The sequence below is a fragment of the Microcoleus sp. Pol12B4 genome (genome assembly GCF_036701385.1).
Lineage (GTDB): Bacteria > Cyanobacteriota > Cyanobacteriia > Cyanobacteriales > Microcoleaceae > Microcoleus.
The window spans coordinates 1-12,952 of record NZ_JAUBQR010000003.1 but is presented as its reverse complement, the minus strand read 5'-3'; the positions used below and the strand labels follow the sequence as shown (position 1 = coordinate 12,952).

Genomic DNA, 12,952 nt, shown 5'->3' with positions numbered 1-12,952 from the left:
TAGAAGCGTTGAAGCAGCGGCTAGAATTAACTGAGGCTTTGAGCGATCGCAAAATAGTTCACTATATGGAAGTAATTGAAGACAGCAGCCAAAAAATGAGCCTGTTGATTGACGGTTTGCTCGCCCTGTCGCGCGTGACTCGCACCGAGTTGAGGCAAATTCCGATCGATCTGAGCCGTTTGGTACAAAATGCGATTAAATTGACTAAACCTCCAACTGTCGCAGATGCGAACCAAAGTCCCCACAGCGTTGAATTTGCCGTCGGAAATTTGCCGACGGTAATGGGAGATCCAACCTTGCTGCAACAGGTGTTCAGCAACTTGATTAGCAACGCCGTCAAGTTCAGCCGCGGACGCACTCCGGCTAGAATAGTTATTGAGGGTCTACCTGATGGAACGATTTTTATCAAGGATAACGGTGTGGGTTTTCCGATGGAATATGCCGATCGCCTGTTTGGAGCCTTTCAGAGGCTGCACTCCCAGAGAGAATTTGAAGGTACGGGCATAGGTTTGGCGATCGTCCAGCGGATTATTCACCGCCACGGCGGCACGGTTTGGGCCGAAAGCCTACCTAGTCAAGGAGCCACGTTTTACTTTAAACTAGGGCAAACAATCTCAAACCGTAATATAGATTCGTAAGTTAAGTGTATAAGAGTTTTAAATTCTAAATTTAAAACTCTTATACACTTAAATAAGTCACAATCGGTGAGAGTATGAGAATTTTATATTGACACGAGTGTTACCTGTGATGGATGGAAGCGAAAGATATAGGCTTTGCTGTGCAAGACGCTTGCACTCCTAAAAAAACCTTTTTACAGAATAGGGATGCTCCCCCATTGGTTCAGTCAGCCCTAGACTCCCTGTGGTAAATAAAGGTCTTGAGAGTAGAGAATATAATTGATTGTGCTAAAAACAAAAAATATTGAGATAATATTAACCAAACTTAGTCAGAAAAATTACATTTAGCAACGACACGAATAACCAATTTAAAACCTCCCCCATAGCTTATGTTAGATATAACTCAGACTAATTGTCTACTAAAACTGGTAGCGGAATCAACATTAAAGTTGTTGATTATCGAAGACATGGCCGAAGATATGGAATTAATAGTGCTCGCCTTAGAAGCGGGGGGAGTAAATTTTAATTACGACACTGCAGAAACAGCAACAGAGTGCAGAAAACTGCTCCAAAATTGCAAGTACGATGCTGTACTGTCCGATTACCGCCTTCCGGGCTTCAACGGTTTAGAAGTGTTGAAATTAATGCAGGAATTGAACCACGACATACCATTGATTTTAATAACGGGAAGTTTGGGAGAAGAAGCGGCAGTTGAGTGCCTCAAAGCCGGAATGACCGATTACGTATTAAAAGGGCGACTGTTTAGGTTGCCAACAGTCTTAGAACGATCGCTCCAAGAATACAAAATGCGGCGCCAGCAACAAGAAGCGGTCACCCAAATTCAGCGGCAAGCTCAGCGAGAAGCGATCATCAACCGCATCCTCCAAGCCATGCGCTTCACCCTTGTACTCGACGAAGTGCTGCAAACCACCGCAGATCAACTGCACGAAGCTCTAGACATCAGCGCCTGCGCCATCTTGCAGCCAGATGTTGAAGGCGGCATCAGAGTTCGCTACATCAGCAAAGCATCCGACAGAGAAGGGTTTGTCGGGCTAAATTGCAAAGTGGCCGAGCACTACAGATCGGGGCTCGCGGCCGGGGAAACCCTGATTATCGACGAGCTATCGACCCTGTGTCCGTCCCTGCAAGAATCAGCAGGGTTGGTAGGGTTTCGCTCCGTCGCGATCGCCCCACTGCTCTACCAGGAGTCATTTTTGGGAGGAATTAGCCTCTATCAGTGCGATCGGGCGCGCTCTTGGAGCGCAGAAGAACTGTCGCTACTCAAAGCCATAGCCGATCAGTGCGCGATCGCGATCCACCAAGCCGAACTCTACCAACAAGCCCAAACCGAGCTTGCAGAACGCAAGCGCGCCGAAGCAGCAGTCTGCGGCATCCAGCAGCAGCTAGCCACAATGGCAGCCAACATTCCCGGCTCAGTCTACCGCACCGTGCTGCATCCAGATGGCACAATGTCCCTGCCCTACATCAGTCCGGGCGTGCGCGAAGTTACTGGGTTCGGGGCCGAAGAAGTGATTGCGCACCCGGAACTCTTGACCGAAATCATCCATCCAGAGGACAAAAGTTCGTGTGACAGCAGGGTAGCAGCATCGAGAGCGAGTCTTTTGCCGTGCGATCGCCAGTACCGCATCGTTCTGAGATCTGGGGAGGTCAAGTGGGTACAAGACAGCGCTAAATTTTCCAAAAACGAAAACGGCGACGTAATTATAGACGGAGTAGCCCTCGACATCAGCGATCGCAAACAAGCAGAATCAGCTCTGCGCCAAAGCGAACAGCGATTTCGCTCGCTGATTGAAAATGCCACAGACATCACGATCATTCTCGACGCCGAAGGAATCTTCCGCTACATCAGCCCTTCCGTCAAGCGAATTTTAGGATACGCGCCCCACCAGGCGATCGGGCGCAGCGCCTTAGAAATAGTTCACCCCGACGACTGCGCCGCGATCGCCGAAACCCTCCACAAAGCTATAAAAAACCCCAAAAGAAGCCAGTGTCCAGTTGAGTACCGAGTCCGCCACCGCAATGGTTCTTGGTGTTATGTAGAAGCTGTAGCCACCAACTTGCTGTATGATCCCGCAGTCAAGGGAATCGTGATTAACTGTCATGACATCACTCAGCGCAAACTCGCCGAAGAACAACTGCTGCACGATGCTTTCCACGACGCCCTCACCGGATTGCCGAACCGATCGCTATTTACCGATCGGCTGGAACACGCTCTGAGGCTGGCAAAACGGCGCAAAGACTACTTGTTTGCCGTGCTGTTTCTCGATTTAGATAGATTTAAAGTAGTCAACGATTCCCTCGGCCACGCCATCGGCGATCAACTGCTAGTATCGATAGCGCGGCGTCTGGAAGCTTGTCTCAGGCCCGGAGATACAGTGGCCCGCCTCGGAGGAGACGAGTTCGTGCTGTTGCTAGAAGACATCGAGGGGATCCATGAAGCTACCACCATTGTCAACCGCCTGCAAAAGAAAATCACATCCCCTATCCTTCTAGACGGACACGAAGTATTTATCACCGCCAGCATCGGCATAGCTTTGAGTTCTGGCGAATACCTGGAACCGACAACCCTGCTGCGCGACGCAGACACTGCAATGTACCGCGCCAAAGAACTCGGCAGAGCTCGACACGAAGTTTTCAACAGTTCCATGCACGCCCACGCTTTGCGACTGTTGCAGCTAGAAAACGACCTGCGACGGGCGATCGAATCAATTAGAGAGCCGGCCAAAGAAGAAGAATTTCCCCCATCCCCCGAATCAGTCTTGCCTCCCTTATCCGCAGCGCCCCAGTTTATTATTCACTACCAGCCGATCGTGTCGATCGCCAATAACACAATTACCAGTTTTGAGGCCCTAGTGCGCTGGCAGCATCCAGAACGCGGCTTAGTTTCCCCCGGCGAATTCATCACCATCGCCGAAGAAACCGGCTTGATCGTACCCCTGGGCCGCTGGGTACTTCGCACAGCTTGCCACCAAATCCGCCAGTGGCAGCAGGTATTTCCCAGCACCCCCCCCTTGAGCGTTAGCGTCAACATTTCTGTCAAACAGTTTTCTCAGCCAGATTTAATTGAATACATCGACCAAGTTCTCGCAGAAACTCACCTCGACGGCAGCAGTTTAAAACTAGAAATTACCGAAAGCGTACTCATAGAAAATTCCGAATCAGTAACAGCAATGCTGGTGCAGCTCAGAACCCGAAACATACACTTGTGCATTGACGACTTCGGCACCGGCTATTCATCGCTTTCCTACCTGCACCGCTTCCCCACCAATACCTTAAAAATAGACCGCTCTTTTGTTAGCAGGATGGGAGGTGAGTTCGATTTCAGTAAAGGAGGGATTGATCCGACCGAAATTGTGCGGTCGATAGTTACTTTGTCCCACAATTTAGGCATGGATGTAGTAGCAGAAGGAGTCGAAGAAGCCTCGCAACTATCTATACTCAAAGGGTTAAAATGCGAGTACGCCCAGGGATTCTTTTTCTCAAAGGCAGTAGACTCTCAAACAGCAGCAGGCTTAATCCGACAACAAGCAGAAAATCAGAATTTGCTGACATTTAGTTTGTTAGAGAAAGGTCATTAAAAAAACACGGCATTTTCTGAGTCCCGTTTCAGCCTAAAATCTTAAAATATTTTAAAGCTGTGCCTAACTGGCGTCAGTTAATAACTACGGCATCCAAATCACTGTCAACTACCCAGATCTCAAGACACGCTTGCTTCGGGCCTAAGACTTAAACAATAGTTGACCAGAGGCGTACCTGCGTACTACGTTAACGGTAAGAGTTAAAGACCTACCAGGGAATGCTCTCGCTAGTTCCTTGCCAAGCGAAATTTAGGATTAAACAGACTTATTGGGTTAAATCAGTTTCCTAGATATAGTACCGGCTGTTAACGAAGGCGCAAGCTAACATTACCCCTCTCATAGAGGCTCATAAAGGAGCAAACATTATGCGATCGCTGGTTGCGACTTTGGATGTGGTAATTGTCCCACTGAAAGTACATTACAAAAGTACACTCCCATCTAGCAATCCTCGTGTAATGGAAAGATTCACGGCGGTTAAAACCGCCTAGCCGTTTCCCTCTCAGGTCTAAAGACACGCTCGTTTCCCACTTACCGAATTTTTTTATGACTATTGGCTACCTCGCACTCGTTCTCCACGCCCACTTGCCTTTTGTCCGCCACCCCGAAAGCGACTACGTTTTAGAAGAAGAATGGCTGTTTGAGGCGATCGCAGAAACCTACATTCCCCTGCTGCAAGTCTTTGAAGGGCTCAAGCGCGACGGCATCGACTTTAAAATTACCATGAGCATGACGCCGCCCTTGGTTGCCATGCTGCGCGACCCCTTGCTGCAAGACCGCTTCGACGACCACTTGGCTAAACTCGAAGAATTAGCCGATCTCGAAATCGAACACAACAGCGGAAACGGCCACCTCCGCTATTTAGCCGAACATTACGCTGCCCATTTCTCTCAAGTCCGCAACTTTTGGGAAAAGTACGATCGAGATTTAGTCAAAGCCTTCAAAGAACACCAAGATACCAACAACCTCGAAATCATCACCTGCGGTGCCACCCACGGCTACCTACCGCTGATGAAAATGTACCCCGAAGCAGTTTGGGCACAAATTCAAGTAGCTTGCGACAACTACGAAGCAAACTTCGGCCGCCGACCAAAAGGAATTTGGCTGCCCGAATGCGCCTACTATGAAGGCTTAGAACGGATGTTAGCCGACGCCGGCCTCCGCTACTTTCTCACAGACGGTCACGGCATCCTCTACGCCCGTCCGCGTCCCCGCTACGGCAGCTACGCCCCGATTTTCACCGAATGCGGAGTCGCAGCCTTCGGCCGGGATCACGAATCCTCGCAGCAGGTTTGGTCTTCCGAAGTCGGCTATCCAGGCGCTGCCGAATACCGCGAATTCTACAAAGATTTGGGCTGGGAAGCTGACTACGATTACATTAAGCCCTACATCATGCCCAACGGCCAGCGGAAAAATACCGGGATTAAATATCACAAAATCACCGGTCGCGGATTGGGTTTAGGCGATAAACAGTTGTACGATCCTTACTGGGCAAGGGAAAAAGCAGCCGAACACGCCAGCAACTTTGCTTTCAACCGGGAACGGCAAGTCGAGCACCTGAACGGCATTATGCAGCGTCCGCCGATTATTGTTTCGCCTTACGATGCGGAACTTTTCGGTCACTGGTGGTACGAAGGGCCTTGGTTCTTAGATTACCTGTTCCGCAAGAGTTGGTACGACCAAAATACTTACGAGATGACGCACTTAGCCGATTATTTGCGGGGAAATCCGACTCAGCAAGTGTGCCGCCCCTCTCAGTCTAGCTGGGGTTTCCGGGGTTTCCACGAGTATTGGCTCAACGATACTAATGCTTGGATTTACCCGCACTTGCACAAAGCTGCGGAACGGATGATTGAATTGGGAAGCATGGAACCTGCGGATGAATTGCAGTGGCGCGCTTTGAACCAGGCGGCGCGGGAAGTGCTGCTAGCTCAATCTTCTGACTGGGCATTTATCATGCGTACAGGAACGATGGTGCCCTATGCAGTCCGCCGGACTCGATCGCACTTAATGCGCTTTCACAAGCTTTACGATGAAGTGAAAGAAGGGAAAGTGGATTCGGGTTGGTTGGAGAAGGTTGAGGAGATTGATAATATTTTCCCTGAAATTAACTATCGCGTTTATCGATCGCTTTAAGTCTCGTTTCCCCTTCCATCCTGTCCCCCCAGCCCTGCTTAAGAGAGGGACAGGATGTTAATTAAAATTATAGGTGATGCGGCGATCGCCCTGAGTGGAATGAGAGGGGCGATATGTGGTTTAGAAGGTCGATCGCACTTTATGTCTTTTTCTCAACGCGCAGGCGATCCCCTTTTTGGTATGGAAAAGTCGATTGCCTAGGTCCGCAAATAGCCAGCTAATTATAAATAAAGCTGCCAGAATTCACTTAAATAGAAGCGGAACCAAATAGAGAAATTTAACTCGCGAAGTTAAAGCGATGGTTAGCTGAAATCCGAACCAAACTATTTGATGGTGCTAAAGAATTGCCGCAATTGCGAGGATACAGCAATACTGTTGATATTAATGCCGAAAATTATTATATCGAAAGTTATCCTAAAATCCAAAGTTTTTCCATTGAAGGCGGCAATTGGTGTTTTTGCCGAAGTTCCTGAGTTTGTGAGCGCCGAAATATCAAATCTAAGTTGAAAAATACTTAAACTACCTGCTTGTCAATCAAGATTTGTTCTAGCAGACAATATCCACAATTCGTGGGAGGGAGGAAATAGAATAGGTGGAATTGAAACGGGAACAGGAATAGAAGGAACGTCAGCGCGAATAAATAGAATTATACAAGCAAAAGGAACAAGAGTAGGAAGAGTGCGATCGGGAAAAAATGGAAATCGGCAGGAAAAACGAAGACAAAGAGAAAAAGCGATCTCGCCAACTTGAGAATATCATCTTTTTTTGTCGGAACTGCGATCGGAGGCGGACAAATCTTTTGGACCAGCTATCTCCTAATCAAAGATACACCCCTTAAATGGCAACCAGATTTTTCCCTCCCGCTTCATCCCTTCACCCCCACGATTATCTGGAGTTTGCTTTGCGGTTTAATATTCGGCCTGCTGATACGGGGTATCCTGCCACTGGCAAGAAAAATATCCCGCAGAATCCTGCCACTGGTAAGAAAAATATTGCCCAGGTAAAGCGGTGCGTGACAGTCAATAGTAAAAGGCTGCCGTGCAATCATTTTTCACCTTCACCGACCCTAGGACTGATACAAAACATTGTATTCGTAAGGAAACGGCATTGCCCTGTCCTTTAGCAAAACCGAACGGGAATACAATTCATCAAACAAAAAACCGGGTTTCTGCTCAAACCCGGTCACCATCATGAAGACAAGCAATATTAACACTGATCAGACCTCAATTTTTTAATAATTTCATCCCCATTTTTACCTTATCCAAAATCGTTTTTTGCGAGACACAAGTAATCAGACAAAGCTTACCACAATTCAAAGTATCGCGGCGGACTTCCTGAGCTTTTTCGCCGTACCAAATCTCGCGGGCGCTGGCGTTTTTCACATTGCCAATCACGGGAAACTCATCGCACAATTTCACATCACCCCGCGTATCAATCCAGTAATTCCGCAGTCCAACGCGACAAGGACGAGTTGAATCAGGAGCTTTTTCTTCCGCAAAGTGAGGAATCATCAATCGCAACACTTCATCGCTGTTCATAATCGGAGCACCGTTATGCTTCATTTCAATTAGGCGCTCGATTATCTGTGAAAATTCCTCGATGTCTTCTTTTTCAATCCACAATTCCTCGTATGTTTCTGGCGTCCAGCGGTTGACTGGTTGGAAGTTCACCGTCGTCGCCCCAATTCCCTGAGCCCAAGTGACTATTTCCGGGAGGTGGCGGAAATTGAGTCGGTTCATTGTCGGTTTGATGTTGATCGGAAACAGGACGTTCTGTTTTTCTTGTTCTTCGCGCAGATAACCGATTCCTTTAGAAAGTCTGTCAAACAATCCCGGTTGACCGCGCAAATAATCGTGCAGTTCTGCATTCGGTCCGTCAACGGAGATATTCACATTAAAAGGACGAGCAGCGACGGTTTTGGCTGCATTTTCCCTGGTCATGCAATAGCCGTTGGTGGTGACGCCGGCGTGAATGCCATTTTTATTCGCAAAGGTCAGTAAGTCTAGAAAACCTTTTTTAATATAAGGTTCGCCGCCACTAAAGTTGATTGAAAATTCGCCCACAAATTCTTTGACGCTCAAGAGGGCATTTTGCCATTCTTCGATTGTCATTTCGTCTTTATATTCTTTAAGTCGCCAATATTCGCACTGACGGCATTTAACATTGCAACGCTCATTGACGATTCCGTAAAAAGTTACTGGGCTCGTCACGTCGTATCCTGTATTGATCCGCAGCGATTCGGCCACTGCACTCTTGGTGTGCTTAACGCCCAGTCTCGATAATGTTAAAGCATCCATGTCTTTTTTTCCTTACGTGTTGTTAGTTAAGTCAATTTCTCGCACCCTCTTTTGTACGTATAATTACGCATCGCTGATTACGTATTGCTTTTCAGTACGTATGCCCCATCCTAAGTGTTCCCTTTGAGTATGGCTAGATGTTTTTGAAAAATTTATAATTTTAAGAGTTGTAACATATTAGTATTTCCAATCAATCAAGCATTTCTTTGTGTTAAAACATGAATTATGCTTAATAATTGCCAAACAAAATCTATGGGTTTAATCTTGACTTAAATTAATTTTTGTAATTTTTATTTAAATATTGTTAAATAACTTAATATTTTTTGTAATTAAAACTCATTAAGTAAGCGGTATCAATAATTTTAAATTATAGTTAAATGAGCAGCCCATACAGCAGTTAACTTCACACAACCTTTAAAATATGGGAATTTAAGTATTTACAGGGCAAAAAATGGCGACAAACATGGGACGATATTTGCACGTACTGAAATTGTTCTGGGGTGCGGCGATCGCAGCGGAACTAGAATACCGAATCAACTTTGTCCTCGCGACCCTCAGCAGCCTCGGAAATCTTGCGGGCAGCTTGTTTGGGCTGTTTTTGTTCTACCGTACCGACTACAGGTTTGCCGGCTATTCATGGGAAGAGGCTTTAGTTGTACTCGGCATTTTCACGATTTTGCAGGGGTTTTCGTCAACGTTTCTAGCACCTAATCTCAGCCGTATTGTCGATCGGGTGCAGCAAGGTACTCTCGATTTCGTACTCCTCAAACCCATCAGTTCCCAATTCTGGCTATCTGCAAACACAGTTTCGCCTTGGGGAATCCCAGATTTAATCTTCGGCACGGTATTGCTGCTGTACGCTGCTAACAAGTTGGGAGTAGAAATCGGCAACTATTTTTTAACAGCAATACCGCTGTTATTCGGAACTATTACTCTTTACAGTATATGGTTTATGTTAGGGGCAACCAGCATTTGGTTTGTCAAAATTTACAATGTTACCGAAGTCCTCAAAGGATTGTTAGAAGCGGGTAGATTTCCAATGGCAGCTTATCCAGTAGCTTATCGGTTTTTCTTCACTTTCGTAGTTCCCGTTGCCTTCTTGACGACTGTGCCAGCAGAAGCCATGCTGGGGAGAGGTGAAATCGTTTGGATGGCAGGGGCGGGAATATTGGCGATCGGGCTGTTATTTTTCTCCCGCTACTTCTGGCAATTTGCACTCCGCTTTTACACCAGCGCTTCCAGCTAGTTAAGTAGGTAGGTAAGCTGCTGCACATCTAGATTGCTTATTATGTTTGAGAGGGAGAAGATTTGACATAAGGGTAATAGGGAATTGAAATATACATTTTCAAGATCCAACAGCTTATCTAATTTTTTTTTCTACTTACTTAGATAGTTAAATAAATTTAAGACTTCAACTTATCCTTGAAAGGTAAACTGGGAATAAACCACGCAAACGCAGGCAAACCAATGAAAAGAAAAAAACTGGGTAACAGTAATTTTACTATCAGCGCGATCGGTCTTGGAGGTATGCCAATGTCCTTAAGCAGCCGGCCGCCAGAATCGCAATCAATTTCGGTAATTCACCGCGCCCTCGATTTGGGTGTCACCCTAATTGACACCGCAGATTCCTACTGCCAAGATGAATCCGACAAACACCACAACGAGCAACTGATTGCCAAAGCTTTGGAACAGTACACCGGAGATACTCGGGCCGTTACTGTCGCCACTAAAGGTGGCTTAATGCGGCCTCAAGGTGCATGGACGCGCAACGGCAATCCCCATCATTTGCGCCAGACAATTCGCGAAAGTTTTGAAGCATTGGGTGGCGAGAAACCGATCGACCTTTGGCAATATCACTCGCCCGATCCCGCTTATACCATTGAAGCAGCCCTAGCACCCGCAAAAGAAGCAGTAGAAGCAGGAATGATTCGATTTATTGGAGTGTCCAACTTTTCTGTAGAGCAGATCAAACGTGCCCGCGATACAGTAGAAATTGTCTCTGTACAGAATCAGTACAATCCGTGGCACAGACAGCCGGAATCAGACGGCGTTCTGGAATATTGCGAAACCGAAAAACTGACATTTTTTCCCTGGAGTCCTTTGGGAGGAAGCCGCCGCGTCACCAGCTTGCAAGATATACCCGCGATCGCCAAATTAGCCGCAGAAAAAAACGTTTCAGTTTACTGTATAGTATTAGCTTGGTTAATGGCTCAATCGCCCTGTATCGTTCCGATTCCCGGTGCGACCAAAGTATCGAGTATTGAGGACTCTGTGCGGGCGCTGGAAGTTAAATTAACTGACGAGGAATTGCAACAAATTGCCGCAAGTTAAGTATAGAAGGGCAAAAAAACAATAGAACAGGCTTTCCGGACTGTTCCACAAACAGAACTTTATTGTGGGGTGGGCCGGAAAGCCGGCCCCTGAAAGTGGGATTTAACGAGTAAAGTTGACATTTTTTGAGGAATTGGGTTTTATGGAAGCTAATCAAGTGAATGCCGATCGAGACGTAGCAATTGAACATCAAAACGTACCTGTCGCCCATGAAGGACTGCACAACTTTTTATACAGTTCCGACTCAGAACACAGCGCAGCAGCCACTATTTCTGAATTAGAAAATGACGGCACGCAAGTAATGTTGATCGATACATGGCGCGATATGGTAACTAACGCGAAAGTCGCCGGAGTTTACGCTGTAATGGACACTTCCCGCAACACTCAGTTTATCGGTTATTCGCGAAATATCCTGCTTTCAATCAACGGTCACATCGCCCAAAATGGCGCAGAAAATTGTGCTTTCCTGCGCGTGCAAACTTTCAAATTCCCGAAGCGGGAAGAAATGGAAAGTTTGCGGGATGCTTGGATAGCCGAACTCGGAAGCATTCCACCTGGAAACGGTGCTGAAAGCGAAATGTGGGCGAGTACAGTAGGCCAAGCTGCGCGATCGGCAATGTCTGCAGAGGAACAACAAGCTTATGAAGAAAAGAAGCTTAAATTACGCAAAGCAATGGCAGATTCCACTCTTACCAAAGAGTTAGAAACCGCAGTCCAAAGTGACGGCGAGCGCGCTAAGGATTTGGAAGCTGCTGTTAATAATGATGACTGGAGTGCCGTGATTCAATCGCAAACCCAGGAAACAAAGTCCGGCGAATAAAATTCGCTGCTGCATAAACTTTCGTCCGCCATAAATGGGGGCGGGTTTATGTAGGTTTTTGGTGGAAATTAAAGAGTGTTGGTGAAGCCACCTCTACTAATTAATGACTAACTTTGCGTTCAGTAACTAAAGTCAAACTTACCCATTCACCCCGATCATTGTAACTGCGAATCATCCGAAACCGCAAGTCAGGTTCTACTAACCAACCAGCCTCGAAAAATATAGGTTTTCTGGATTCAATCTTAACAGGTAAAGTGCAAGAACCGCCGTCAGGAAGGAGCACAACTTGCACGGGCGAAGCACCTTCGTTAAAGTGCAGAACTGAACCGTCAATGCTGGCGCTAGAAGTGATAACAGTAGCATTACTGCCAAAAGTAATTTTCTGCACTAGGCGATCGCTACTTTCTAAATGCAATTGCATTTTGGTGGAATAAATGTCAGGAGAACGCCCATCTGGATACATTGTCATGGCTTCACCCTGCCACTCTCCCAGCAAATCCTCAACAGTTAAATGCGGACGTTCTGGGACATTTTTATCAAACTGCTTTTCCCGAATTAAGGTAAGTTTGGATAAATTGCCGTCGGTATTGTAGATCATAGGGAAGCGCAACCGGCGATAATTGTAGATAAAACCCAACTCGGCACCGCACTCAGAAAAAGGCGCTAGTTGAATAGTACCCAGAGAAAAAGCTCCATTCTCAAAAAATAGGGTATCTCGTCCCAAAGCTTGAAATTCTCGAACAAGTTCGTTGACTTCCGGTTCGCCGACACCGCTGGGATTTGGGTAAAACCGACGGAGTTTTAATCGCACAGTTTTGTTGTCATTGAAACCTTCGAGAGAAAGAATGCTAGGAATATCTTTAAGTACCTCTCCTCGCGTTGATAGCTGAGTGAAGGAACCGTGCCATTCTCCCAAGTTTTGCAGAAAATTTTCCCACTGCCCTACCATATTCTTACCTTTCGATATATGTCTAAAAATAAAATTATAACTCTACTGACGGATTTTGGATTAAGCGATGTTTATGCAGGAGTGATGAAAGGTGTGATCGCCCAAATTAACCCGCAGTTAAAAGTCATTGACATTACGCACCAAATACCATCTCAAAATATTGCGGCGGCGAGGTTTTGTTTGATGACTGCTTTTGCTTATTTTCC

10 protein-coding genes are annotated in these 12,952 nt (G+C 46.6%); 8 read left to right on the top strand and 2 right to left on the bottom strand.

The features are described 5' to 3' along the window. The 4 genes from QUA38_RS01070 to QUA38_RS01055 form a co-directional block, all read left to right on the top strand. Positions 1 to 638: ATP-binding protein (locus QUA38_RS01070; RefSeq protein WP_333158432.1), on the top strand; the 638-nt coding region annotated here is incomplete at its 5' end. Between the two features lie 368 nt (positions 639 to 1,006). Continuing rightward, positions 1,007 to 4,216, top strand: a complete 3,210-nt coding sequence (locus QUA38_RS01065) for an EAL domain-containing protein (protein ID WP_333158430.1) — start codon at positions 1,007 to 1,009, stop codon at positions 4,214 to 4,216. Between the two features lie 543 nt (positions 4,217 to 4,759). Then, entirely contained in the window at positions 4,760 to 6,349 is a 1,590-nt protein-coding gene (locus QUA38_RS01060) for a glycoside hydrolase family 57 protein (protein WP_333036521.1), read from the top strand. Between the two features lie 54 nt (positions 6,350 to 6,403). Then, complete coding sequence (locus QUA38_RS01055) at positions 6,404 to 6,550, top strand: hypothetical protein (protein WP_333158428.1); 147 nt, start codon at positions 6,404 to 6,406, stop codon at positions 6,548 to 6,550. A 1,022-nt stretch (positions 6,551 to 7,572) separates the two neighbouring features. Here the strand turns inward: QUA38_RS01055 and QUA38_RS01050 are convergent. Continuing rightward, a complete protein-coding gene (locus QUA38_RS01050) occupies positions 7,573 to 8,646 on the bottom strand; it encodes a radical SAM protein (protein ID WP_333158426.1) in 1,074 nt (357 codons plus the stop codon). A gap of 451 nt (positions 8,647 to 9,097) precedes the next feature. Here QUA38_RS01050 and QUA38_RS01045 point away from each other — a divergent pair, with 451 nt between their 5' ends. The 3 genes from QUA38_RS01045 to QUA38_RS01035 all read left to right on the top strand — a co-directional run bounded on the left by QUA38_RS01045 (position 9,098) and on the right by QUA38_RS01035 (position 11,797). Next, entirely contained in the window at positions 9,098 to 9,892 is a 795-nt protein-coding gene (locus QUA38_RS01045) for an ABC transporter permease (RefSeq protein WP_333158424.1), read from the top strand. A 221-nt stretch (positions 9,893 to 10,113) separates the two neighbouring features. Then, positions 10,114 to 10,977 (top strand): aldo/keto reductase, encoded by an 864-nt coding sequence (locus tag QUA38_RS01040; protein WP_333158423.1) that lies wholly within the window; start codon positions 10,114 to 10,116, stop codon positions 10,975 to 10,977. Positions 10,978 to 11,119: 142 nt separating this feature from the next. Next, positions 11,120 to 11,797, top strand: a complete 678-nt coding sequence (locus QUA38_RS01035) for a GIY-YIG nuclease family protein (protein ID WP_333158421.1) — start codon at positions 11,120 to 11,122, stop codon at positions 11,795 to 11,797. A gap of 100 nt (positions 11,798 to 11,897) precedes the next feature. Here QUA38_RS01035 and QUA38_RS01030 read toward each other — a convergent pair whose 3' ends face one another. Beyond that, entirely contained in the window at positions 11,898 to 12,746 is an 849-nt protein-coding gene (locus tag QUA38_RS01030; protein ID WP_333158419.1) for a DUF3598 family protein, read from the bottom strand. A gap of 18 nt (positions 12,747 to 12,764) precedes the next feature. Here QUA38_RS01030 and QUA38_RS01025 point away from each other — a divergent pair. Further along, the coding region (locus tag QUA38_RS01025; protein WP_333158417.1) for an SAM-dependent chlorinase/fluorinase at positions 12,765 to 12,952 on the top strand (188 nt) is incomplete at its 3' end.

Bases quoted from the DNA above. Each gene is read 5' to 3' on its own strand.
- QUA38_RS01065 (WP_333158430.1), top strand. From the start codon at position 1,007: ATGTTAGATATAACTCAGACTAATTGTCTACTAAAACTGGTAGCGGAA.
- QUA38_RS01060 (WP_333036521.1), top strand. From the start codon at position 4,760: ATGACTATTGGCTACCTCGCACTCGTTCTCCACGCCCACTTGCCTTTT.
- QUA38_RS01055 (WP_333158428.1), top strand. From the start codon at position 6,404: ATGTTAATTAAAATTATAGGTGATGCGGCGATCGCCCTGAGTGGAATG.
- QUA38_RS01050 (WP_333158426.1), bottom strand. From the start codon at position 8,646: ATGGATGCTTTAACATTATCGAGACTGGGCGTTAAGCACACCAAGAGT.
- QUA38_RS01045 (WP_333158424.1), top strand. From the start codon at position 9,098: ATGGCGACAAACATGGGACGATATTTGCACGTACTGAAATTGTTCTGG.
- QUA38_RS01040 (WP_333158423.1), top strand. From the start codon at position 10,114: ATGAAAAGAAAAAAACTGGGTAACAGTAATTTTACTATCAGCGCGATC.
- QUA38_RS01035 (WP_333158421.1), top strand. From the start codon at position 11,120: ATGGAAGCTAATCAAGTGAATGCCGATCGAGACGTAGCAATTGAACAT.
- QUA38_RS01030 (WP_333158419.1), bottom strand. From the start codon at position 12,746: ATGGTAGGGCAGTGGGAAAATTTTCTGCAAAACTTGGGAGAATGGCAC.